The 24,311-nt window shown below is 37.1% G+C and carries 24 protein-coding genes; 12 read left to right on the forward strand and 12 right to left on the reverse strand.

All coding sequences use genetic code 11. From position 1 onward, the window contains the following. Window positions 1–50: 50 nt before the first annotated feature. Window positions 51–818, reverse strand: coding sequence for a hypothetical protein (locus ACNSTQ_RS05820; RefSeq protein ID WP_418198905.1), 768 nt, complete (start codon window positions 816–818; stop codon window positions 51–53). Window positions 819–933: 115 nt separating this feature from the next. Then, complete coding sequence (locus tag ACNSTQ_RS05825; RefSeq protein ID WP_418198906.1) at window positions 934–2,115, reverse strand: KamA family radical SAM protein; 1,182 nt, start codon at window positions 2,113–2,115, stop codon at window positions 934–936. Between the two features lie 405 nt (window positions 2,116–2,520). Here ACNSTQ_RS05825 and ACNSTQ_RS05830 point away from each other — a divergent pair, with 405 nt between their 5' ends. Together ACNSTQ_RS05830 and ACNSTQ_RS05835 are read left to right on the forward strand one after the other, a co-directional pair. Then, window positions 2,521–3,930: an aspartate aminotransferase family protein gene (locus ACNSTQ_RS05830; RefSeq protein ID WP_418198907.1), complete on the forward strand. Its 1,410-nt coding sequence runs from the start codon at window positions 2,521–2,523 to the stop codon at window positions 3,928–3,930. Window positions 3,931–3,936: 6 nt separating this feature from the next. Continuing rightward, complete coding sequence (locus tag ACNSTQ_RS05835; RefSeq protein WP_418198908.1) at window positions 3,937–4,794, forward strand: MurR/RpiR family transcriptional regulator; 858 nt, start codon at window positions 3,937–3,939, stop codon at window positions 4,792–4,794. Window positions 4,795–5,169: 375 nt separating this feature from the next. On the opposite strand, the gene ACNSTQ_RS05840 is transcribed toward ACNSTQ_RS05835, so the two are convergent. The 4 genes from ACNSTQ_RS05840 to ACNSTQ_RS05855 form a co-directional block, all read right to left on the reverse strand. Then, window positions 5,170–7,119 carry a TRAP transporter permease gene (locus tag ACNSTQ_RS05840; RefSeq protein ID WP_418198909.1) on the reverse strand — a complete coding sequence of 650 codons (1,950 nt, stop codon included), beginning with the start codon at window positions 7,117–7,119 and terminating at the stop codon, window positions 5,170–5,172. Window positions 7,120–7,338: 219 nt separating this feature from the next. Further along, complete coding sequence (locus ACNSTQ_RS05845) at window positions 7,339–8,364, reverse strand: TAXI family TRAP transporter solute-binding subunit (RefSeq protein WP_418198910.1); 1,026 nt, start codon at window positions 8,362–8,364, stop codon at window positions 7,339–7,341. A gap of 236 nt (window positions 8,365–8,600) precedes the next feature. After that, entirely contained in the window at window positions 8,601–9,260 is a 660-nt protein-coding gene (locus ACNSTQ_RS05850; protein WP_418198911.1) for a GerMN domain-containing protein, read from the reverse strand. A gap of 217 nt (window positions 9,261–9,477) precedes the next feature. Beyond that, window positions 9,478–9,636, reverse strand: coding sequence for a hypothetical protein (locus ACNSTQ_RS05855; protein ID WP_418198912.1), 159 nt, complete (start codon window positions 9,634–9,636; stop codon window positions 9,478–9,480). A gap of 198 nt (window positions 9,637–9,834) precedes the next feature. Between ACNSTQ_RS05855 and ACNSTQ_RS05860 the strand changes: the two genes are divergently transcribed. Beyond that, entirely contained in the window at window positions 9,835–10,920 is a 1,086-nt protein-coding gene (locus ACNSTQ_RS05860; protein WP_418198913.1) for an AI-2E family transporter, read from the forward strand. Window positions 10,921–10,969: 49 nt separating this feature from the next. Next, window positions 10,970–11,338, forward strand: coding sequence for a rhodanese-like domain-containing protein (locus ACNSTQ_RS05865; protein WP_418198914.1), 369 nt, complete (start codon window positions 10,970–10,972; stop codon window positions 11,336–11,338). Between the two features lie 97 nt (window positions 11,339–11,435). On the opposite strand, the gene ACNSTQ_RS05870 is transcribed toward ACNSTQ_RS05865, so the two are convergent. Then, the gene (locus ACNSTQ_RS05870) at window positions 11,436–11,567 is read right to left on the reverse strand and encodes a DUF3941 domain-containing protein (RefSeq protein ID WP_418198915.1); all 132 of its coding nucleotides are present in this window, start codon (window positions 11,565–11,567) and stop codon (window positions 11,436–11,438) included. A gap of 123 nt (window positions 11,568–11,690) precedes the next feature. Here ACNSTQ_RS05870 and ACNSTQ_RS05875 point away from each other — a divergent pair, with 123 nt between their 5' ends. The 5 genes from ACNSTQ_RS05875 to ACNSTQ_RS05895 all read left to right on the forward strand — a co-directional run bounded on the left by ACNSTQ_RS05875 (window position 11,691) and on the right by ACNSTQ_RS05895 (window position 16,245). Then, the gene (locus tag ACNSTQ_RS05875; protein ID WP_418198916.1) at window positions 11,691–11,966 is read left to right on the forward strand and encodes a hypothetical protein; all 276 of its coding nucleotides are present in this window, start codon (window positions 11,691–11,693) and stop codon (window positions 11,964–11,966) included. Between the two features lie 101 nt (window positions 11,967–12,067). Continuing rightward, window positions 12,068–12,859, forward strand: coding sequence for a serine aminopeptidase domain-containing protein (locus ACNSTQ_RS05880; RefSeq protein WP_418198917.1), 792 nt, complete (start codon window positions 12,068–12,070; stop codon window positions 12,857–12,859). Between the two features lie 86 nt (window positions 12,860–12,945). Further along, entirely contained in the window at window positions 12,946–13,767 is an 822-nt protein-coding gene (locus ACNSTQ_RS05885; protein ID WP_418198918.1) for a YitT family protein, read from the forward strand. A 14-nt stretch (window positions 13,768–13,781) separates the two neighbouring features. Beyond that, complete coding sequence (locus tag ACNSTQ_RS05890) at window positions 13,782–14,276, forward strand: BsuPI-related putative proteinase inhibitor (RefSeq protein WP_418198919.1); 495 nt, start codon at window positions 13,782–13,784, stop codon at window positions 14,274–14,276. Window positions 14,277–14,886: 610 nt separating this feature from the next. Further along, the gene (locus ACNSTQ_RS05895; RefSeq protein WP_418198920.1) at window positions 14,887–16,245 is read left to right on the forward strand and encodes a hypothetical protein; all 1,359 of its coding nucleotides are present in this window, start codon (window positions 14,887–14,889) and stop codon (window positions 16,243–16,245) included. Window positions 16,246–16,445: 200 nt separating this feature from the next. Here ACNSTQ_RS05895 and ACNSTQ_RS05900 read toward each other — a convergent pair whose 3' ends face one another. Genes ACNSTQ_RS05900 through ACNSTQ_RS05910 form a run of 3 tightly spaced genes read right to left on the reverse strand, consistent with a single transcriptional unit; the run spans window position 16,446 to window position 20,858 of the window. Next, entirely contained in the window at window positions 16,446–16,619 is a 174-nt protein-coding gene (locus tag ACNSTQ_RS05900; protein WP_418198921.1) for a hypothetical protein, read from the reverse strand. Further along, window positions 16,616–19,594, reverse strand: coding sequence for a DEAD/DEAH box helicase (locus tag ACNSTQ_RS05905; RefSeq protein ID WP_418198922.1), 2,979 nt, complete (start codon window positions 19,592–19,594; stop codon window positions 16,616–16,618). Before ACNSTQ_RS05905 ends, ACNSTQ_RS05900 begins: the two co-directional genes overlap by 4 nt. Beyond that, window positions 19,587–20,858 (reverse strand): hypothetical protein, encoded by a 1,272-nt coding sequence (locus ACNSTQ_RS05910; RefSeq protein ID WP_418198923.1) that lies wholly within the window; start codon window positions 20,856–20,858, stop codon window positions 19,587–19,589. The genes ACNSTQ_RS05905 and ACNSTQ_RS05910 overlap by 8 nt, the downstream gene beginning before the upstream one ends. A 164-nt stretch (window positions 20,859–21,022) precedes the next feature. On the opposite strand from ACNSTQ_RS05910, the gene ACNSTQ_RS05915 reads away from it, so the two are divergent. Both ACNSTQ_RS05915 and ACNSTQ_RS05920 read left to right on the forward strand, forming a co-directional pair. Next, window positions 21,023–21,325 carry a hypothetical protein gene (locus ACNSTQ_RS05915; RefSeq protein WP_418198924.1) on the forward strand — a complete coding sequence of 101 codons (303 nt, stop codon included), beginning with the start codon at window positions 21,023–21,025 and terminating at the stop codon, window positions 21,323–21,325. Window positions 21,326–21,360: 35 nt separating this feature from the next. After that, window positions 21,361–22,449, forward strand: a complete 1,089-nt coding sequence (locus ACNSTQ_RS05920) for an NAD(P)H-dependent flavin oxidoreductase (RefSeq protein WP_418198925.1) — start codon at window positions 21,361–21,363, stop codon at window positions 22,447–22,449. Between the two features lie 39 nt (window positions 22,450–22,488). On the opposite strand, the gene ACNSTQ_RS05925 is transcribed toward ACNSTQ_RS05920, so the two are convergent. Together ACNSTQ_RS05925 and ACNSTQ_RS05930 are read right to left on the reverse strand one after the other, a co-directional pair. After that, window positions 22,489–22,794 (reverse strand): AzlD domain-containing protein, encoded by a 306-nt coding sequence (locus ACNSTQ_RS05925; RefSeq protein WP_418198926.1) that lies wholly within the window; start codon window positions 22,792–22,794, stop codon window positions 22,489–22,491. Beyond that, window positions 22,784–23,509 carry an AzlC family ABC transporter permease gene (locus tag ACNSTQ_RS05930; protein WP_418198927.1) on the reverse strand — a complete coding sequence of 242 codons (726 nt, stop codon included), beginning with the start codon at window positions 23,507–23,509 and terminating at the stop codon, window positions 22,784–22,786. The genes ACNSTQ_RS05925 and ACNSTQ_RS05930 overlap by 11 nt, the downstream gene beginning before the upstream one ends. Window positions 23,510–23,660: 151 nt before the next feature. On the opposite strand from ACNSTQ_RS05930, the gene ACNSTQ_RS05935 reads away from it, so the two are divergent. Beyond that, on the forward strand, window positions 23,661–24,221 hold the full coding sequence (locus tag ACNSTQ_RS05935; protein WP_418198928.1) for a helix-turn-helix domain-containing protein: 561 nt from the start codon (window positions 23,661–23,663) through the stop codon (window positions 24,219–24,221). The last annotated feature ends 90 nt before the right edge of the window (window positions 24,222–24,311 follow it).

Genomic DNA, 24,311 nt, shown 5'->3' on the forward strand with positions numbered 1-24,311 from the left:
TTTTGGAATTCATTCTCCAAAGGTAGGAAGGCGCTCACTAAGGATTTAGCCTATTTTAATGTGATCGTAATTGGAAAATCCCAAAGTTGATCTTCGAGACGATGTCTTTTTATATTTAATGTGAATGGGTCAGGAATTTCCATAGCAAATTCATAATTTGCTATTAAAGAATAATTGAATTTACCTATTTCTGTAGAAGTGAATACAGGGTAGACTTCTTCACCTGAATGAATCATAGTTGTTTCCAGACCTTGAATTTGATGTACATCTTCTATATAGAGAGTTAATTTCTTACCATCCGTTTGAACTTTAGCTATGTTTAAATCGTTTAACATCTTATTGTCACTGTCATGGTTCAAATTTTCGAATAGGACAGACTGGCGATGATAAAGAGGTTTAGCATAGAACATCACTGACAAGTCCTTACTATCTTTGTCTAATTCGGGTTGGAAGTATTGTTTGAAATAAACTTTATTTTCAGGAAGAGGTTCTCCATCGTCGTTGGTCGATATAACTTCTGTTTTAACACTTTCATATTCATTCCCTATATCATCCTCAATGACTCGTTGTAGAGCAAATGAAAAATGACTTTCATCAATTGGATACGAACCAATCGGAATAATTTCAAAAGATAGATAGAACCCATTTTCATCATTTAAAAGGGTACTAGAGTGGCCAGCATATGTTACCGAGAGATGTTGGTTTTCGAAATGTGAAGGAGAGGCCGTTGATTTAGAAGCATTCGTTTGATTACCCAGGTTACACCCACTCAGGGTTAATATCAAAATAAATAGAATTGAATAAGTCGGAAGTTTCATAACACACCTCTCAAAATAAGGATAGTTCTATTCTATCATTTTCTTCTTTTGTCGAATAGTAAAAAAATCTTAGAAAAAGCCAAAAAGGCTGACAGTTTTTGTCAGCCTTTTTGGCTTACTTAACGAGTTCTTTACTCTTTTTTCCTGTTGGAACATCGGGGAGTTCATTAACAGAAATAACTTTATCCGTTCTCTTTGTTGGCTTAGTCCAATACTGCTCGTTTCCAGGTAGATCATCAAACCAAGCAGCATCCTTAGGACAGTCTAGCACCATAAATTTACCGTATTCATTATCACGTGACTGGTGATATTTTAAATAGGCTTTTCCATTTTCAATCGCTAAAATTTCAATTTTACCAGATGTATGACTCATTGATAAGCGAACTCGTTTACCTAAACCAGATGTGCGAGCTTTCGCGCCTTCAACGATATTATAAACTTCTTCTAGTGATAATACGAAATCTTTGTTTCCAGCAACTGGGCGGTTTACAAAGAAATAGTACGGTGTTACACCAGCCCAAGATAGTTTATCTAGTAATTCACCTAAAACGACTGGGTCATCGTTAATTCCTCTTAATACTGGAGTTTGGTTGACCACAATGGCACCAGCATCATGAAGAGCTTGGAATCCTTTTCTCGCTTCATCAGTAATTTCTACGGGGTGGTTAATATGTGCCATAATATAAATTCGTTTTTCTGGTGTTGAGAATTCGCGAATTAAATTAAGTAATTCTTCATCTTCGTAAATACGCATCGGGTTAAATACAGGTAACTTAGAACCGATACGGATAATTTTAACGTGATCGATTGCACGTAGTTTTTCTAGAATATAACGAAGTTTTTTAGTTGCAAGAATTAATGGATCTCCACCAGTAAGTAGAACATTATTAATCTCTGGTGTATTGGCAATGTATTCTAAACCAGGATCTACATCAGACATCGCTTCTTTAACATCGTTACGGAATAAACGTTTACGGAAACAATATCGGCAATACGCTCCGCAAACCTCTGAACAGATAAGTAATGCTGTTGTTTTATACTTATGCTGACACCCAGGAACTGCGTAGTTGGTGTCTTCATCGGAAGCATCCCAGCGCCCATACTCATCTAATTCGTTCTCGTTCGGTATGACCAACTTCCGTATAGGATCGTTCGGATTATTCCAATCAATTAAACTTAAGTAGTACTCGTTAACCCTAAAGACAAACTTATCAGTGATTTGCTTCAGTTTTTCTCTTTCCTCTTTTGGAATTTGCTCAAGTTTGTCAATGTTCATAATGTACTTCGGCTGAGCCACAACTATCGACCTCCAATATTAGTATTCTAGCAATATTATAGCAAGGGTAGTAGAAATACGTCAAAAAAGAAAGAAATGATTAGAGATATAAATAAAATGAAGGATTTAATTCAAATAGTATACAGTTAATGCTTCTAATGAAGGTTGACATCGCAAAAAAAAGATAGATGAATGTAAAATTTCATACACTGAGTTGGATTGGATAGGTAAGAACTGTAATTAAACAAGTTAAAATAGGCTAAATTACAGGCCCAAATGTAGTAGGAATATTCATTTTTGAAGTTTTTATTTCATAATATATACAAATGAATAAAATAATTCATGATTTTAAAGTAGTATATCATGAATTGTACCCTTCATATTTCTTAAGACATGAAGTGAAAATTTAGTTTGGGGGAAAATACCTTGGCTATTAGAAGAGTTGATCACCATCCGATTGTAGCGCTGTCAAAGAGGACAAAAAAGTCTTATGAGTTTTTTGAGCAGTCCAAAGAGGTAATGCCAGGAGGAGTGACTGCTAACATTAAGTATTTTGCACCTTATCCAATCGTGATGGAAAAGGCAAATGGTGCATATGTTACTGATTTAGACGGTAATGTATATATTGACTATTTACTATCTTACGGGGCACTTATGCTCGGACATGGTGACATAAGAATTAAAGAAGCTGTTGTTGAACAATTAGATAAAGATGGAACCAATCTGTTTGGGACTCCACACGGACTTGAAATAACGATGGGGAAGAAAATCAAAGAACACTATCCAAGTATTGAATTATTACGTTATACCAATTCAGGGACTGAAGCTACACAACTTGCCTTACGACTTGCTGCAGCATATACAGGAAAGAAAAAAATAGCAAAATTTGAAGGGCACTATCACGGTGGTTATGACCAAGTTTTATTAAGTGTAAATCCGGATCTAAAGGATGCAGGAGACGCTATGAACCCAAAGGCAGTTATGGAGTCAAAAGGGATGGATACCTTTCATCAAACAAATACAATCATTCTTCCATTTAATGATTTTAAAGCATGTGAAAAGATCTTAAGGGAAAATAAGGATGAAATAGGTGCACTCGTTTTGGAACCTGCTCAAGGCGGTTTTATTTTGGCAGAAAATGATTTTGTACATCAACTTAGAAATCTAACCGAACAATTAGGGATTGTATTAATATTTGATGAGGTTAAAACAGGTTACCGACTAGCACTTGGTGGTGCACAACAGTTGTTTAATGTAAAGCCTGATTTAACTACGTTAGGAAAAGTTGTCGGTGGGGGATATCCAATTGGTATTGTCGGCGGAAAGAAGGAAATTATGATGGAAAGCGCTCCAACGATTGCGGCCGATGTTTTCGATACGAGCCAAAGTAAAAACTCTTCAGCTAAAGAGGTTCTATTTCATAGTGGAACGTATAATGGTCATCCAACCATTTTAGCAGCAGGGCTAAGAACGATCGAAATCTTAGAAAAAGAAATGGATCGTGTAATTTCGCTAACCGATGAATTAAAAATAAGATTAGAAAGGTTATTCAAATCCTATAATATTCCAATGAAGGCGGTTGGCACTGGGTCAATATTTAGTGTAATATTGACTGAGAAAGATAAAATTCTAAATTATCGGGACCTTCAAAAAACCGATCTAGCGACAAGAAAAGAGATCGATTTATATTTATTAGCGGAAGGGATTTATACGAAACCATTAAATCGCTATAGTATGTCAACTGCTCATACACTGAAGGAAGTAGAGATGACAATATCTGCTTATGAAAAAGTACTGAAAAGGTTGTACGGAGGGCGTCGATACTCAAAGGGATGAGGTTTTATGCTTCAAAGTGATGTATACCAAAGAATTGTAGATAATCTCGGCAATATGAGTAAATCTCAAAAAAAGATCGCAAATTACATTATTAATAATACTGAAACTGCGCCGTTTCTAACAGCTTCTAAATTAGCTAAAAACGTTGGGGTGGGTGAAGCAACCGTTATTCGCTTTGCTGTTTTTATTAACTACAAAGGTTACCCAGATTTTCAGCGACATTTACAAGATGCATTAAAAAGGAAATGGACATCAGCTGAAGTGTTTATGAAAACGACGGATGAAAAAGATGCACCTGAAAATTCTCTAAAAGAAGTGTTATCCGACGATATACAGAATCTTAAGAATACATTACATCAGATCAGTCCTGAAAATTTTGAGCAAGCTGTACAAGAAATCAAAAAAGCCAATCGAATTTATATTATTGCCTATAGAAGTGCAACGAGTTTAGGAATGTTTCTACAATTTTACTTGGACCTTATCTTACAAAATACAGAAATGATCAGCCAATCTGATGGAATGAGTGAACATTTATTAGACATAAAAAAAGATGATTTAGTCATCGGTTTTGGCTTTTCCCGCTATACAAAACGAACGGTCGAGGCACTCAAGTATGTTAAGCAACGAGAGGCCAAAACTCTCGTAATTACAGACCACCTGATGTCGCCGCTTGTACCTTATGGTGATATAACACTTATTACAGCAACAGAAATCAATTCATTTATAGACTCATTTTCCGCCCCATTCAGTGTTATAAGTGCACTAATCACTGCTGTCACACGTTCAGATCACGAAAAGGTTGAAAAACGTTTAAATCAACTAGAAGAGCTATGGGATAACTTCGATGTGTTTTATGATGAATAATGAAGAGGCTGCTAAAAAGTTACTGTGCTACGAATATACAGTACTTTTTAAACAGCCTCTTTTTCATGAAGAGATAAGAAAGTATAAAATTCGAAGATGTCCAGCTTCAGGTGCCATCGGCTCGAGGTCGCTTCGGTCCAGCAAACGTGTCTAAAGGGAGAGACACTAATTGCTGGACCGAAGCGCTTGTCGCCGATAAGCAGGCACCTTGCGCTTTTTTTTGTCTAGCTTCAGCGCCCAGCGACTAGCGAGACTTCGCCCTCCTCCTTACGAGAAGTCAACATCGGCTCACTAGCGATCACCGTGTTTCCTATATCTCATACGGTGGGCTCCAGTCCGAACGTCGCTAAACAGGGCACCTTGCGCTTTTCTTATTTATGATTGAGTATTCGTAACTGTTGCTTTCTTGCGAATTGTTTGGACAACAGTAATTACAACGAGAAGTCCTATACCACCGAATGAAACCATTAAGTTCCCAGGGTAGATAAGCATAATTCCAGCAACAAATAGTGCTATTCTTTCAATTAACTTTGGATTTGTTATATAGTAATTCATCATACCGGCACTAATGGCCATCATCCCAACAAAAGCGGTCACTAATGGCGGCAGTAATGTCGCAAATGTAGCATCTTGTAAGACGAGGACAGGATTATAAACAAAGGCATAAGGTATGATAAACGCCGCTATAGCTAGCTTTAAGGCGGTAACCCCTGACTTCATTGGATTCGCCCTGGCAATACCGGCTCCAGCATAGGCGGCTAGACAAACTGGAGGTGTAATATCAGCAACGATTCCGAAGTAAAAAACAAACATATGGGCAGCAATATCTGGTACTCCAAACATGATTAGAGCAGGCGCAGCCATCGATGCCGTTACTACGTAGTTAGCTGTGGTTGGAAGGCCCATTCCAAGTAAAATACAAGCTAACATCGTAAAGAATAGTAGTAAGAAAAATGAACCACCTGCAAGGTCTAAAATACCTCCAGCTATTTTACCACCAAGTCCAGTCATTGTTACGATACCAACGACGATACCCGCACTGGCACAGGCTGCAATTACAGGAAGGGCGACGCGAGCACCTTGTTCTAATACGTATAGTATTTTCCAGAAGCCAAGTCGAGTATCTTTGCGGAAAAAGCTAACAACAAAAGCGGTAGCAATACCAGCAAGTCCGGCAAACGTTGGCGTATAGCCGGCTAATAAAATACCGATAATGGCGACTAGCGGTAATATCAAATCTAGCTTCTTTAATAAACCTTTAACAGAAGGAAGTTGGTCTTTAGGTAATCCTAAAATATTGTGTTTTTTGGCTTCAAAGTGAACACCCATCATAACACCAGAGAAATATAAAAGTGCTGGGATAATTGCAATTATAATAATTTGACTATACGGCGTACCTGTATATTCAGCCATAATAAACGCGGCTGCTCCCATAATTGGTGGCATGATTTGCCCACCTGTAGAAGCACTAGCTTCTGAAGCAGCGGCAAACTCTGGTCTAAAACCGGCACGCTTCATCATCGGGATTGTAAATGAACCAGAGGCAACTGTATTGGCAACACTACTTCCAGTAACCATCCCTTGTAGTGCACTGGCCGTTACCGCAGCTTTACCTGTTCCCCCAGTATACTTCCCTGTTGCTCTAAATGCTAAATCATTAAAGAATTTTCCAATCCCTGTATGAACAAGCATGACTCCGAAAAACAAGAATAAAAAGATGTATGTTGATGAAATTTGTATCGGAGTACCGAAAATAGCACTTGAACTAAAATACATTCTTACTGATAAAACAGACCAATCAAATCCTGCGTGGCCAAAATGAGGAATTCCCTGTCCCCATACACCGTAAGCAAGTGCTGCTGAAGCAATAATGACAATTGGTAACCCAACTGCACGCCTAGTTGCTTCAAGGACTAATACAATCCCTAGTGTAGCAACGATAATGTCAATTGTTTCAAAACCAAAGACAATTGCCCGAGTTGTTAAGCGCTCGTAGTTCCATACGAGATAAAAGTTTACGTACAAGGCCAGTCCTGCAAGGACAATATCGTACCAAGCAACCCCAGGTCGTTGAATTAATGTACGTTTTACAGGGTAAAGAAGAAAGATAAGTGCAAGACCCGCACCAACATGAATAGCTCCTTGGATCATCGAACGATAAGGACCAACGAAGGCAGTATATAAATGGAAGAAGGTCATTGAAATGGCAATAACTGCAACAATCCATCCCCATTTGCCAAGAGCTTGCCTATAGGCTGATTCTTTATCATATTTAGCCAAAAGTTCTTGTTCTTTCTCCAACTCTTTATTGTTATTTTCTGCCAAGGAAGTCACCACCTTATAAATAAATTTCTCGACGGAAGGGTAGGAACGCTTCCTGCCTTTTCGTCGAGAATTTCATAAATTATATTGTCGAGTAAAGAGATAAAGTGAAACTTTTCTTAGTAGTTTCCTTAAATTATTATAAGTATTAATAAAGATATAGAGCCAAGAAGGAGGATGACACTGATTAATTTGTGTCATCCTCTTCTAGGGCATTTGTTATTAGTTTAACCCAGCTTCTTCAAAATAACGCTCAGTCCCTGGGTGAAGTGGTAAACCTTCAGCTCCATTTAATGCATTTTCTTTTGTTAAGTGTCTTCCTTGCTCATGTGTGATGTTTCCAGCATTTTCAAATAATGCTTTTGTAATTTCATAGCCTAGTTCCTCGCTAATTTGCGAAGTCGAACCAACTAATACAGCATAAGCTGTGACAGTTTGTACAGGCTCATTTAAGAACTCATAAGCATCAGCAGGGATTTCATATCCTAAGTAGCCGCTGTCAGCTTCAATTTGAGCTAGTTGCTCATCGTCAATTGAAAGAATTTTAACATCACGTTGTAATGCTAATTCTGTAACACTTCCTGCAGGTAATCCTAAAAGTCCGAATGATGCATCAATTTGTCCGTTTTGTAGACGATCTCTCGCATCACCAAAACCTTCTTCAAAAGAGTTATAGTCTCCATCTTCAATACCGTAAGCTGCAAGAATGGCTTTAGCTGCTGCTTGTGTACCACTACCAGGAGGTCCAATTGCAACACGTTTTCCTGCTAAGTCTGCGATTGAATCAATACCAGTTCCATCCACAGTAATAATTTGCATTACTTCAGGATAGATGTGTCCCATGAAACCGAAGTTTTCAACGTTCATACCTTCAAATTCACCTTGACCATTTAAAGCATCAAGTGCTGGAAGGTGAACTGTCATTCCAAGTTGGATTTCTCCTCGAGCGATACGAGCTAAGTTATCAACACTAGCTCCTGTTTCAATCGCACTTGCATTAAACCCTTCAACATCAACATTCGCATTTAGTACGGTTGCGATTTCAGTACCAAGTGGATAGTATGTACCACCTGTACTACCTGTTCCTAGTTGTAAATCTGTTCTGAAGTCTTCTGTAACTTCTGGTGCATCTTCAGCTGCACCTTCTCCAGCTCCTTCTCCACCTTCGTCTGCTGTTCCACATGCTGCAAAAACTAACATGGCTAACAGAGTCACAAATAGAAATAGCATTTTTTTCATTTGCATCATAGAAAAGCCCCCTTTTATAATATTTAGCAAATCATTAATAATATATATATATGAATGGTATTCTGTCAAATTTCTTTAGAATTACTAAATTTAAGGAATTTTTAGAAAATTATAGTTTATTAGTGAAAAATGCCTTGTTTCAGTATAATACAGGCATTAACTATAGACTTAGTGTGTTCCAAATTTAAATACATAAAAAATACGGTAGAAATTATCCTACCGTATTTTAAAAGTCATTATTCAGTTAATTTCTCAATTTGGTTCGGATCCATAGCTTGAATTGGGACATTTGTATCAATATGTCCAAATAACATCTCTCTAATTTCACCTTCGATTAATATTTGTGTTTCATTATAGCCAAATTGCTTCATAAGAAGTGCTACTTGCTGAAGTAACATTTGTTCAGGACCTGACCCTACATTGGTCTCAAGAAATTCTTTTGAAAATGAAACGTGAGCGACCCCGTCAATTTCTGTCACATAATCTACTTTAACGTTAGATGGTATTAATGAGACTAGCTCCTGGTTCGAAGGGCCAGCAATCCATGCTTCTAGCGTTTTAACAGAAACTTCGTCTTTTGCAGCTTCAACTGTCGTCTCTACTTTATACATTTCCTCAACTTGAGTATCAGCAAAATATAATTCAACAGAATGGATCGTATCTTCAGTTACTACTTCTGTAGTTTCCTCATCTTTTGTTTCCAGATCTTCTGTAACGGGTTCAACAACTTCTTCTTCAGCAGCTATTTCTTCTTGTTCAATTAGTTCTTCATTGTGATCTGAGTCAATTCCACTGCCACTTTCTTCAGGCTCAACCGGACTTTCTCCTTGTCCACAAGCTGTTAAAACGAGAGCAGTAAGGATGGATACAAGCAATAATTGTAATGTTTTTTTCATATAGTTCCCCCTATATAGTAGAAGTAGATAGAGTCAATGATTGTTTACTACTTCTGATACGTTGACTTTATTAGTAGATGAAATAAAGCCAATTTTTCTCTATTTTACAATATAGGGGATAAAATTCAATCCTTTTAAACGAACAAATCCAAAAGTTTTGGTGTATAGTCTCTTGTATGCCCTACTAGAGTGGAGCTTACACCAGTGTTGTATTCTACTAGTTTTGAAAAAGAGGAAGTACGAATTGAACAAGAAACCAAAGAAACCCAAAGAAGATAACAATATAGGCAAAGTATTTAATAAAAGTTGCTACAACCATACTAGAATTTTCTTTTTTTTCAATGTTCTTCTTTTGTACATCTACATTTTTATTCATCAGTATCCCTCCAAATTCTTTAAAGGTTTACTAAACTTGTTACCCGGTAAAAGATGGTATGAAACATACTTATTGCCCACTGTTAAATGTAGTTTAAATTAATTTTATAAAGTGAATTATAATAGTAAGTTGCTAAATCCATCCGATTAAGTGATATAATGGGTGTTGTTAGCACTATTTTACATATGGGGTGAGAATATGCCTCGTGGCAAATTTTTCTATTTTTGTTATGGAGTTATTCTAGTTTTTTTAATCATCTTTTTGGGGTCCAAAGTACAATTTATTTTTAGACCGATTGTGGTTCTTGTTCAGACATTATTTGCACCGATTATTATTGCAGGAGTGTTATATTATTTGTCTCGTCCGTTTGTCAATCTGTTGTCGAGATGGATACCAAGGGGAATTTCAATTTTAATTTTATATTTAAGTGCAATCTCTATTGTCACAATACTCGTATTATTAATTGGACCTGAATTACAGCGTCAGTTTAACAGTTTAGTACGAAATATGCCTTTATTTGTTAACGAAATTCGAGATCTCCTTATTCTTTTACAAGAAAATGAATGGGTTGCAAGGTTTCAGCAAAATGAAAATTATACGGTAGAAGAATTAACATCAAGGTTGGCTGAATACTTAAATGACATTGTTTCAGCTATTGGGACAAATGTCGCTTCTTTTATCGGATTTATCACGAACATCCTTATTATTATGATTATCATACCGTTTGTGCTGTTCTATATGTTAAAAGAAGGAGAGAAGGCACCACAGCAAGTGTTACGCTTATTACCTACGAAGCAACAACAGGAAGGGCGACACATTTTAAGTGATATGGACACGGCCTTAAGTTCTTATATACAAGGACAAATTATTGTTAGTATTTGTGTTGGGGTGTTATGTTATATTGGTTTTCTCATTATCGGTATTGATTATCCGCTTGTGTTAGCATTAGTCGCCATGTTCACCAATGTTATTCCGTTTGTAGGTCCTTGGATCGGAACAATACCGAGTGTAATCGTAGCCATTTTTCATTCTCCATTAATGGTATTGCTTGTCATTATCGTTATTGTTATTGTTCAACAAGTAGAAAGTAATTTAATCTCACCACAAGTTATGGGAAGAAAATTGTCCGTTCATCCATTAACGATTATATTACTTTTGTTAGTAGCTAGTCGTTTTGCTGGGTTATTAGGGTTGATATTAGCTGTACCAACCTACGCAGTCGGAAAAGTGATTGTCAGTCATACTTACCGATTATGGAAGCTGAAAAGGTATCCGATTGAGTAAAGAGATGCAACGTGGTAAAATTATCTAATTCTAACGGTGAGGTGATTTCATGTCATACGAAGTCGATGGTATTAAACAAGTTGAATTTAATGAACTGCAGGAAATTATAAATGAGGGAAAGTCAGAACCAATCGTTATTGATGTTCGTGAACCCGATGAATATGTTGAAGGACATATTGCAAATATTCCTCTCATTCCAATGCATAACTTACCAGCTTTAATAGAAGAGTTTGACAAGGATAAAGAGTATCTTTTCGTTTGCCGTAGTGGTAATAGAAGTCAAAATGTAGCGCTGTTTTTCAAAGATCGCGGGTTTGAGAAGGTATCTAACTATGCAGGTGGTATGCTTGCTTGGCAAGGTGAGCTTGCAACAGGGATGGAACGAGTTGTCGCAGATGTAAAGGAGCTTTATAAATAAGGGTTTTTACTAAAACCTTGTTACTCCTTACTTAGAAATTAAAATGACAAAAAAGAAAGGATGACACATTGGGTCGTCCTTTCTTTTTTATATTTGTTTACAGGTGATCTGTCTTTTTTGAATATTGTCTTTTACCGTGCGCAGCATTCTTCTCACGAAGGCTGTTCTTTTGCTGAAGTTTGGCATTGTTATCTTTTTTCTTTTTATCATCATCTTTTGTTACAGACATTTGATTCACTCCCTCATTGTTGATTCTTTTTTATTGTATCCATGCCATATGAAATCATCCGGATGTTTAACGATTCTTCATGTGGGTATTAGATAAGTAATAACTCACTAGGAGGGATAATAAATGATTGGAAAAGTTATGACCACAGCAGTAGCGGCAGGAGCACTAGGGACTGTCATTTACGCCTTAAACGATAAAAGTAAACGCAACAAGGTTAAAAATAAGCTGCGTACAAGTCGTTCTTCAAACTCAATTGAGATTGATAAAAATGCCGGACATCCAGACCCTTATGACGTAAATGATAACACGATGGTTAGTGAGGGAGCTTTGTATGCCGTGCAGCGGTACAATGAAGAAGTTGATGATTATAAAAAGAAAAAGCTTTCTCAAAATAACTAGAGCTGAAAGATTTCAGCTCTTTTTGTTTCTCCTTATGATGGATATACGATAAAATATAAATAACAAATATGTAATCCACAATTCCATTCATGGAGGTTATTATGTTCTCAATTGTTCATGAAACAATAGCTTCAATTCCAACATTACATGTAGCTAAAGCTGAAAACTTTCACCACAACTTACCACTTGTTTTATTTGAGCATGGTTATACCAGTGCAAAAGAACATAACCTTCACTATGCGTATCTATTAGCTGAAAAAGGCTTTCGAGTTGTACTACCCGATGCGATGCATCATGGCGAACGTGAAAGTAATATTCCGTTTGAGCAAAGAGAATTACAATTTTGGGATATTGTTCTACAAAGTATTCAAGAAATTGGTGAAATAAAAAAAGAACTTGAAAAAAGAGATCTCATTAAGAGTGGAAAAATCGCTCTAGCAGGTACATCTATGGGAGGAATTGTAACATTCGGTGCGTTAACGCAATATGATTGGATCGGGGCTGGAGTTTCTTTGATGGGCTGTCCTAACTATGAAGAACTTGCAAAGACGCATATGAGCTTGCTAGAAAAACAAAATAAAGTAAGTGATCGATTATTAAGTCAAATTGAAGAGAAAATGAAGGTATTAACCCATTTTGATCTGAGTAAGCAATTACATAAAATCCAGCATAAACCATTGTTCATTTGGCACGGGGAGAAGGATGATGTTGTCCCATATTCAATGACAAAACAATTTATTGTGAAAGCACAACAGACATTACCAGAAAAGGAAAGGAACGTAACATTTATGAGCGATTCATTAGCTGATCATAAAGTTTCTAGAGAAGGAATATTATCATTAGTTGAGTGGCTTGACTTGCAAATGTTACGTACAAAGGACAAAGCTCGCTGATTTTCGGTGGGCTTTGTCTTTGTTTAGTGTTTAATCTATACAGTATAAGTTAAAACTACAAGTAGCACTTAGAAGTAGGTGAATGAATGGAAATTGCAAAACAATTAATAGTAAATGTCGTTGGTGCAGTTCTAATCGCAATAGCGTTAAACGTCTTTTTAATTCCCGCCAATGTATTCGCTAGCGGTTTCACAGGGGTAGCCCAGCTTATCGCAACTGTCGTCCCATTATCAACGGGGATCCTATTATTACTCTTAAACATACCAGTAGCGGTCTTAGGGTGGATCAAGATTGGAAAAGCTTTTACACTCTATAGTTTTATTAATGTAGTTCTTACGACGTTTTTTCTAGAAATCATTCCTATTATTGAAATTTCTTCAGACCTCCTCTTAAATGCAGTTTTTGGAGGGGTGATACTCGCTCTTGGTGCAGGCGTTACCTTAAAAGTTGGAGCTTCTTCAGGTGGTTTGGATATCATTGCTCTTATTTTATCCCGTAAGAGTGATCGTCCCGTAGGTATTTACTTTTTCGTATTAAATGCTCTTATTGTCGTAACGTCAGGGTTATTATTTGACTGGGAAAGAGCACTGTATACCCTAGTTACCTTATACGTAAGTTCACGTGTCATAGATGCGATATATACACGTCATGTAAAGCTGACTGCATTTATTATTACAAAAAATGCTGATAAACTAAAAGAAGCTATACATAACCAAATCACAAGAGGTATTACACGATTGCCTGCTAAAGGTGGGTATTCACAAGAAGAAAAAGAGATGTTAATGATTGTCATTACGAGATATGAACTATATGAGTTAAAGAAAGTAATACAACAAGTAGATCCAAGTGCATTTACAAACATTGTTGAAACTGCAGGCATATTCGGTTTATTTAGAAAAGAAGGTTAGAAAGGGTGTTGAATATGAAAAAAATCCTTTGCATATGGTTAATCATGATGGTAGGCTTAGTCGGCTGTGGTACGTCTGATGAAGTAACGGAAACGATTAGTGAAGGAGAACAAGGGGGAAAAGAAGTGAGTACACTAGCAACTTCATTAAAAGTCGATAAAGAAGAAGATAAATTAGCCTTTACATTATCACTCACAAATAAAGGTAATGAAACAGTGACATTAGAGTTTCCGACAGGGCAGCTGTTTGATTTTATCGTTGTCAATGAAAAAAGTGAAGTGGTTTATAAATATTCAGAAGGAATGATGTTTACTCAAGCCATTGTACAAAAAAACTTGGGACCAAATGAAACAATGACATTTACGGATGAATGGGATTTAATGGTGAATGGAGAGAGAGTCCCTCCTGGTCGTTATCGTGTACTCGGTGAACTACCGATTATGACGGTCAATGGCAGTGAGGCCTTTAGAGAACAATTCCTCGTCGAAGAAGATGTGATAATAGAATGAGCAGGAAAAAGAAGTACTATAAGCTGAACACTTTACTGAAAAAACAATGTTGTGAAATTACTTCAAATTAACAACGTAATAAACACGTAAAGAGGGGGTTCCGGCCCTTCTTTTTTTCATTTATGGTAAAATGTCTCTAAAGAGAGGGACATCAATGACCGTCTATGAATGTGATTTCAGCAGTCGGGCAAGAATTAAAAGACAAAAGGATTTTGTATTCTTTTGTCGAATTATCAGAAATTTCATACAAGGCATTGACACAATACGCTATTTAATTTAAAGTTTAATTAGAAAAGGACATACTAACTGGTCAGTAAGTGTTTCCGTTACTTGAAAGCGTTTACGTATGAAGGGAGGGCTATAGAAAACTGGAGTAATGGAAATGAGTTTTTTATTTTCTATCCTAAGATATTTTATTTTGAATTTAGAATTCAGAATATTATGAAACCAGTAGTGGTTATTGTAAATTTCATTAAAGGATCTACGTCAATAGATACCTGTTATAAAGTAGTTTGGTATTGGTACAATGAAATTTACTTATTAGGATAATAAATAAAAAATTTTCCCAACCGTAGAACCAATCTTATACTATTAATCTAGGAGGAATAACATGGGGAAGAAGCGTACATATGGCGGTATTCAGCCAGGTATTAAGTGGGGACCTTTTACGTTAAGATTACCAGGAGTTCATGCTCCAATCTCTTGGCCGGAAGCTATTCAAGGAGCATTCTTATCTTTAGCAACAGGTGGAGCTTTAGCACCTTTAATGATGAATTTCTTTGACATTTCGTTTGAAGTCGCTTGGTCTATTTTAACGATTCAATTATTCTGGGTATGGTCACAGACAATTTTATTCGGAGATGCGTATGCAGCAGGGTGGATAACCCCGGCTTTACCTCTCGTTTTAGTATTCTTAGGTGGATTTACACCGGGACCTGAAGCCGTACAGGCGATGATTGCGATAACGTTGGTCGTCTCGTTCCTGTTCATTTTCTTTGCCATAACCGGTCTGGGGGAAAAGTTCAATCAGCTTGTACCTAACGCATTAAAAGCGGGGATAATTCTTGGGGCAGCGATCGCAGCCTTTATGTCGGAAATCGACCGAGTTCAGACTTTACCATTTACCTTAATTACGTCATGGGTTGTCGTATTAGTACTCATGTTTTCTATCCCATTTGGTAAACTACCAAACACAAAAGCAAAACTTTTAGTTATGTCTAACGCCATGCTTGTCAGCTTCATTGCAGCGGGAATTGTCGGAACACTGACAGGAGAGCTTTCGTTTAAGATTGAATGGGGTTTCTTTATCCCGCAATTTGGTGAATTACTTGCAACGGTTTCACCATGGGGTGTGGGAATGCCATCTTGGTCCATTATTCTAGCAGCAATCCCGATTTCCATTATGGTTTACGTTCTAGTATTTGGTGACCTCTTAGTTGCAGATACACTCTTAAAAGAAGCCTCCAAAGTAAGACCAGATGAAAAAGTTGACGTCAATCACACTCGTACACACTGGGCATTAGCTATTCGTAACCTAGGTCAGATGTTTACTGGCGGTGTACTTATTCCACTTCACGGTCCAATGTGGACAGGAATTCAAGTCTTCATTATGGAGCGGTACAAAACGGGAAGAAAAGCGATGGATTCCATTTTTTCAGGGACAATGAGTTGGTACTTGTTCGCACTTCCATTAGGATTTTTAATGCCGATCATTGGAATTATCGTACCGTTATTACCAGTTGCCTTATCTTTAACTTTACTATTAACTGGTTTTGCGTGTGCATATGTAGCAATGTCGATGGTTAATGACAATACGACTCGAGGTTATGCACTAGCGATCGGAATGCTTACTGCTTTTGTTGGTCCAGCATGGGGAATTGGAGCAGGACTTGTCCTGTACTTCCTATTAATCGGTAAAAATAATCAAACACCTGCTCAAGCCCAATCTGAAGAAAATAAAGCTTCTTAATTGTCATGCATAGAGGGATACTGATTTCGATCAGTATCCTTTTATTTTCGGATTTAATTACTGAAATTATTAGTGAAAAGATATAAATAAGAAAAAGATATGGGATCGGAATTAGGATGCTAGGTGGTGCCGCAGGAATGCGTTATTTTAGTTAAAAATAGTGCGGTCACATTAAAGAGAAGTTGACCGCACCATTTCACCTAGCTTTTATTTAGTGGCCATTCTGTTTTAGCTGCTACTTGAATAGCCTCAATTAACTCGCGCCATTCTCTTCCAAGCTCTTCTGGACGAATTTCTTTTTGTTCGGCTTCTTTTGGAAGATTACCTTTTCCTCTCCAATATTCAGTAAAGGTTGCTGGTAATGTCGTTTTCACGAAGGTTCACTCCAATCAAGCAATGATTTTAGTTCACTCGTTGAGAGTTCTGAAAGGCTCGTTTCATTTACTGACAAGACATCATCAGAAAGTGACTGCTTTTTAGCAAGTAGCCTGTCGATCTTTTCCTCAATTGTTCCTTTTGATACTAGTTTGTGTACCGTAACTTTTTCAGTTTGTCCTAGTCGGTAGGCCCGATCGGTTGCTTGGTTTTCGACTGCTGGATTCCACCACCGGTCATAGTGAACGACGTGGTTTGCTGCTGTTAGATTTAACCCAACTCCACCAGCACGCAAAGATAAGATGAAGATAGGAATTTCTGGTTTTGTTTTAAATTCTGCAATAAGTTTTTCGCGTTCAGGTCGGGATAAACCACCATGTAGGAATGGAACTTTTAGATTAAATTGTGCAGACAATCCATCTTGTAACAATTCACCCATTTCACGATACTGTGTAAAAATTAACATTTTTTCTTCGTTGTCGATAATTTGTTCAACAAGAGTGAACAGTAAATCCCATTTCTCCGACCGATGATGAAGCTGACCGGAATCTTTTAAAAATTGAGAAGGGTGGTTACAAATTTGTTTGAGTTTCGTAATACTACTCAAAATCGTTGCTCGTCGTTCGATTGAATTTTTTTCATCTATTAAGGTTAGTAATTCATTGACGACAGCTTGATATAGGGATGCTTGTTCAGCAGTTAACCCAACGATATACGTTTGCTCGGTTTTATCGGGTAATTGAAGTTCTAAAGCTTCGTCCGATTTTTTTCTTCTTAATAAAAATGGTGAGATCAGTAGTCGTAACTGTTGGACTTTCTTCTCGTTGGGAGAAGTGGTTTCTATTTCTCTAATAAAAGCTCGCTGAAATTGTTGGAAGTTTCCTAAATACTTATCATTTAGCATATCCATGATCGACCATAGCTCTTTTAGTTTGTTTTCAATCGGTGTACCCGTCAGCGCCATTCGATGCTTAGCTTTGATGCGTTTAATGGCCTTTCGTTGTTTCGTCTCCACATTTTTGATTTGTTGTGCCTCGTCAAGAATTAAGCCGTTCCATACTGTACTTGTAAAGATCGCATCATCACGAAAAGCAAGCGCATAGGAAGTGATAATAATATCATATTCCCACTCTTTCACATCTTTCTCTGTAAGTCGTTCACCACCGTGGTGAACAAATACGGATAAGTGAGGAGCAAACCGTTTCAATTCCTCTTCCCAGTTTCCGATGAGTGATGTTGGGCAAATGATGAGAAATGGTGTAGAAGAACGACTGGTGGCACGATGTTCAAATACAGCTAACATATATGCAATCGTTTGAATAGACTTTCCTAGCCCCATATCATCAGCTAAGCAAGCTCCAAATCCGACACTTCGCATATGAACTAACCATGACACTCCTTCGACTTGATAAGGTCTAAGTTCTCCTTTTAAAGTAGAAGGAGTAGGTATGGATGGAATTTGTTTATTCAAGGTTGCATGAATTGCACTGGACAGCTTCTCGTCCCATTGGATCGAAACAGATATTGCTTCATTTTCTTCGGTAGCGTCTAACAAATACGATTTCCACGTTTCAAGAAGAGAAGTCTCACTATCTTTTTTTCGATCTAAGTACGTCTTTAAATGCTTTGCTTCCTTAGGGTCCCAATAGAGCCATTTTCCGTTCCACTTAATAAAAGGGGTTTTCAAATCAACTAGTTTCGTAAACTGTTCATGTGTTAACTTTTCACCATGAAGGACAATTTCAAAGTTAAAGTCACTGATGTTTTGCCAATTGAATAATGACTCACTAGAACTTGAAAATTCAGTAGACTTATCGCTGACGTAAACATTCGTTTGAAAATGATTGGGCCTCTTTTTCAACCAGTTCGGAACAACAACACCAATACCTTGACGACGTAATTGTTCATATTGATTAGATAACAAGTTATACACAACATCTTTAGAAACTTTTGAAGTTGGATGCGTAATGGATAAGGAAGATAATTCAGGAATGAGTTGTATGATTTCCGAAATATCCTCTTTAAGCCGTGTAATCGGATTCGTCCTCCAAGGATGATTCCCTCCATGTAAATCTTCGAGTGAAACAATAATAGAAGGGTCCTTTCGATCTTGTAGGAAGAGCAAGACCGTCCAGTTTTCTTCATTTTCGTTTTGTATTGGTTCTTCAATGGCTAGAGTCGTCTGAAAAGGTACAGCTGGTATAGCACCCAGTTCTTCAAGAAATGTTTTATCGTCAGCAGGTGGTTCCATTTCATTTAATAAGTAGTGCTTAGAAACATGAAGCTGTTCATAGGCTTTTTGGACAGTTTGATCACTTGCAATTAAGTGTTGAATAAAGTGTTTGCAAATTTCATTTGCTAGTTGCTTAAACGAATAATTTTCTTGCTGTGATTGGTTAACGTGCAAGCCAGATTCCATTAAAGAAAGAGAGACAGGAGGCATCGTTCCATTCCAATCATCCCAATTCCATTTTGATAATTCCCAAGATCCAGTTGGTGTTAGTATTACATTGCCGTTTATAATCTCAGATTGTATCGTTGAAAAGACAGTTAACCAAAAGGTGAAATCATGAGCCAAGGTTATTTTTGGCAAGCTACCCCAGTTTTTCATATGCTCAACATAGCGGGGTAAGTCTTTTTTATGAATGACAACTCCCTCAAGTGGAAATACGAATTCAGTCGCTGTTGTATTTGCCTGATAAACGAGAGTTTCACCGATTTCACTATAAAACACTCGCTCTTCAACGGGTGCTTTCAATGATGCTTTTTTCGTTTGTACAAACGTCCCATAAAATGTATCAGGATCATTTTGAAAAAGAGATAACTTTAATTCAAATGGTGAATATAAAAATGGATATTGGAAATTTAAGTAGTCTTTATATTTCTTATGTTGTTTTTGTTCACCCCAAATAAAAAAGAAGTCACCTAACCATCCACCATGAATGAGGACGTTATTTGGATTATAATTACTCATCAATCGTTTTCATCTCCTGGATTAACGCACGATACGTCTTATATGTTTGATTAAAGAGAGTGATGTATTGTTTAAAACGTTCACGTTGATTCATTAATTCATATAATTTCTTTAACCTTTTCATATATATAACAGCTTCAGTGTAGTGTGAGCGTGTTTTTTTCTCGACTAAGCGTACGATAAATTGGTGATAGATCGGGATCGTCCCATCTGGAACATGTTTTTCAAGTTGTGCTAGTAACTGTTGTTTTTCATCACTTAGTTGAAATGGAAGAGGTTCATTATTTAAAAAATAGTCAATAGCAACATCCCAACGTTTTTCGTATTGGAGAATTTGCATCCATAAGTTTTGTATTGTTGGATAGGCTAGTTGCTCATTTAGGCTCTCTTGGACTTTCTTAAGTAATAGATTTCGTTCAGGTTCTTCTAGTGAACTAGATAAATCCTTGTAGGATCCAAGAGTAGGGCGGTTCATCCATTTGGTTAAGTGACTCGTAAAATTAAAAGACTTACTGTTTTTCTTTTCTAAAATACGATAAAAAGGTTCCAAGTTTCCGATTGACCCTTTCCAGCTCGTTGAAAAGAGGTCAAACCACCTTTGCATTGTATCCCATTCCTGACGATTATGTAGTAATGCGAAATGATGGTATAAATCATTAGCGGCTAATCTCTGTTTATGTATTTTTAAGTAAGCGAGAGATCCAACACCATCTTGGCAAATTAATGCTAACAAACTTGTAATCATGGATAAGTGAAAAGGCTCATCATATTCTTCATGCAACTGTTTGAAATATGGGTAATAGGAATGAACCCACTGTTCTTGTTCATTTTGAATGAACCATTTGGCAAGAATTCTCCCCCAACTGGAGCTTGCAACGTCCATATATCTCGTATACAAAAGAACAAGAGCTTCAGTAATCGCTTGCTTTTCCTCAAGTGATAGTTCATGATGCTGCTCTTCTAATATTACATTGACACGACCGCCAAGTATCGATATAAAATGATCAAACCTGCGCTCAAATGAAGCGTACGTCGTAAATTTAATCCCTAATGACAATAGTCCGTTCATAATCATTAGAGCTTTATCGATAATAGATAGGGGTTGATTACTTTGCGTTTGGAGTTTATCAAGAGTTTGTTCTACTAGTTCAGAAATTTGTACGTCCTTTAAGTAATTTGATGAGGCTATTTTTTTATATAACGCAAGGATATCACTTTCAAGGTCATCTATTTCATAATTATTATATTGTTTTAAATTTAGCATTTTTATCAACCCTTTTATTTAACTAATTATTAGGATGGTCAAAATCACTTCATTATAACAATAGTAACAAAAAAGCTTGTAAGATGGCTAAAATTAAAGAAGGAATTATCTAAAGAGTAAAGAATGAAAACATATGATGATTTTACAGAATGGGGGAGTGTGGAATGAGTATACGTAATAAGATGCACATTGAACGATTGCTTAAGTCTTTTTGTGATTGGTCTGAATATGACACTATTCAACTTAAACATTATTTTGTATTTGATGATAAAGTACGTGGTGGAATGATTACATTAATGAAAAGTGAAGGTTGCTGGTCTATTCATGGAAAAGGTGAAAAATATTGTGACCTCTCGGAAACCATACTCGATGAAGATGATGTCAAAAAGCTATTATGGAAACATCGTGCTGCTGTGAATCGAGCAATTAAAGAGCTTCAAGAAAATAAACAGTTGATCTTAAACTGAACTACTTGAAGCGTGAAGAGATAGGGGAATTATGTATGTGGTATGAAACGAGTTTAACAAAAAAATTAAATATAAAACTTCCAATTATTCAAGCCGGTATGGCAGGTGGACCGACTACACCAGAGTTAGTCGCAACGGTTTCAAATCAAGGGGCACTAGGAACGTTAGGTGCAGGTTATATGACTCCAGAAGATATGAGAACAGCCATACATAACATTAGGCGATTGACGGACCAACCGTTTGCGGTAAATATATTTATTCCGGAACCTGTCGAGCTAGAAGAACAAAAAGTATTCGAAATGAGTCACACTTTGCAGCCGTTTTATGAGGAACTGGGGATTAAACAGCCAACATTACCACCTGAATGGGGAGCTCAGTTCGAACAACAAATGAAAGTAATAATTGAAGAGAAGGTTCCTGTCTTTTCCTTTACTTTTGGAATTTTAGATCTTCATTGGGTGAAACAATTAAAAGCAAATGGTACTAAGGTTATAGGAACAGCAACTACTGTAAAAGAAGCTCAGTTATTAGAAGAAATATATGTAGATGCTATAGTTGCCCAGGGCAGTGAAGCTGGTGGTCATCGGGGGACGTTTTCTTGCCAGGCTGAAGATGCAATGATTGGAACGATAGCACTTGTTCCACAAATGGTTGACAGCGTAAACGTTCCTGTTATAGCAGCCGGTGGCATTATGGACGGAAGAGGCTTACTAGCAAGTCTATCGCTTGGTGCAAGTGGCGTGCAAATGGGAACTGTATTTTTGCCAGCCATAGAAAGTGGAGCCAACCCGGTATATAAAAAGTCACTTATGAAAGCAACTGAAGAAGATACAACAGTTACGGTAAAATTCTCAGGAAAGGCTGCAAGAGGGCTAAAAAATGCTTTCATTGCGCGTTTGAGTGATGTATCCGACATACAAGTCCCTAATTATCCTATACAAAATGCACTAACTCAACCGTTGCGGAAAGAGGCTGCTAAACAAGGAAAGGCTGAGTGGTTGTCGATGTGGGCCGGACAAGGGTTGCGTCTTGCTCAATCCGAAGGAGCCGGACAAATCATTCACCGAGTAATGGAACAAGCCAGTCATACTTTACAGAAATTAAAGAACATAGAAAAAGACTGACGGAATATCCGTCAGTCTTAAAAGCTGAATAGGTGCAATTTAAAAGAACATAGAAATGATCGTTAATATTCCTATACTACTAAGGACAACAACAATTAAATTGGCACCTAAATACGCAATGATAGCTGCAGTAATACCACCAATAATACCAAACATGATATTATCATGAACAGTTAATATACCCGGGAATATTAATGCACCTAAAGCAGCATATGGGACATTTCGCAATATCGCTTGTAGCTTCGGTGGAATTTTATTGGCATCAAGGAACACAAGCGGTAACATTCTAGGAATGTAAGTCACTATAGCCATCCCAGCAATAATAAGAAGAATACTAGTCTCCATTATTGTTTGACACTCCTTCCGCTTTTCCAACAATGAGCTCGATTACAATACAAGCGGTTAATGTTGCCAATATAATCGCCCAACCACTTGGGATGAATTGAGATAAGATAAGATTAAGGATTGCAGCAAAGACAGCTAGAGATACGACCTTCCGATGTTTTTTTAAGGAAGGCATTAATAAAGCTATAAACATTGCATATAAAGCGATAGCCATACTCTGTTGTAATGTTTCAGGAAGGATGGAACCGACAAGATACCCTAGTGCTGTATTAATAACCCAACTACTATAGGCAATAGTAGCTACTCCGACGATAAAACCAGTTTTAACAGAACCTTGTTGAGTTGTGGTCACTGCAAAAACTTCATCGGTAATTCCAAACGAGTATAACGCCTTCTTGATCGGGTGTTCGTGTTCAACTTTTTCACTGACAGCAGCGCTCATCAGTAGGTGACGAATGTTAACGATAAACGTAGTAAATATGATTTCGAGAGCACCTGTACCGATTGCAATTAAATTAAGCGCCATATATTGCGCAGCTCCAGCAAAGACAAACATACTCATTGCAACGGTTTCCATAAAACCTAAACCAGTACCTTTTGCTAATAAGCCGAATGTAAGAGCTGCAGGTGTATAACCGATCGCTATCCCAATCCCTGCCATAATTCCCTTCATGAAAGAGTTATTTGCCTGGTTAGCGCTCGCTAATGTTGCCATTCTATTCCCTCACTTCTAGAATAATATAATTGTAGATTTTATTTAGGTAATGCAGTTAGTTACCAGCTAAGCAATTATGTTTTAGTTTTTTGTATGCTATAATATACTGAATTGTAAACTATAATACACATAATTTCAAGGAGATTTTTCCATGAGTAAAGTGAATTTAAATCAAATTATAGGTAAAAGGCTTAAGCAGATAAGAGCGGAAAGAGGACTGAGTCTAGATAAGCTTGCACAATTAACAGAAGTTAGTAAACCCATGCTTGGACAAATTGAACGCGGGGAGTCAAACCCTACTGTAAGTACACTATGGAAGATTGCCAATGGTTTAAAAGTTCCGTTCACAACGTTCATAGAGGAAGAAAAACCGTTTATACAAAAAGTTAATCGAAAAGAAATTGAGCCGTTAATAGAGGAAAAAGGAGTTGTACAAGTTTATCCCCTGTTTCCAAAAGAATACCAAAAACCATTTGAAGTATTTTCTCTTATTCTTCAACCGGGTTGTAATCATCAATCTGACCCTCATGCTTACGGAGTAGAAGAGTATATTTTTATTGAGAACGGAACTATGGAAATAAAAATTGCGGAAGAAACGTTTACTGTAGGGGAGGGTGAGGGAATTCGCTTTTCCGCCCACTATAAGCATAATTACATTAATAAAGGTGAAGAAGATGCAATTGCTACGATGATCATATATTATTCTGTGTAATAAGTTTACTGTCTCTCTCCCTGTTCTTATATTCGTTAAGAACTAATTGTTGTAATTGAGTTATTCATGGTGTATAACAAATGTATAATG

Source organism: Alkalihalobacterium sp. APHAB7 (assembly GCF_048323755.1).
Lineage (GTDB): Bacteria > Bacillota > Bacilli > Bacillales > Bacillaceae_F > Alkalihalobacterium.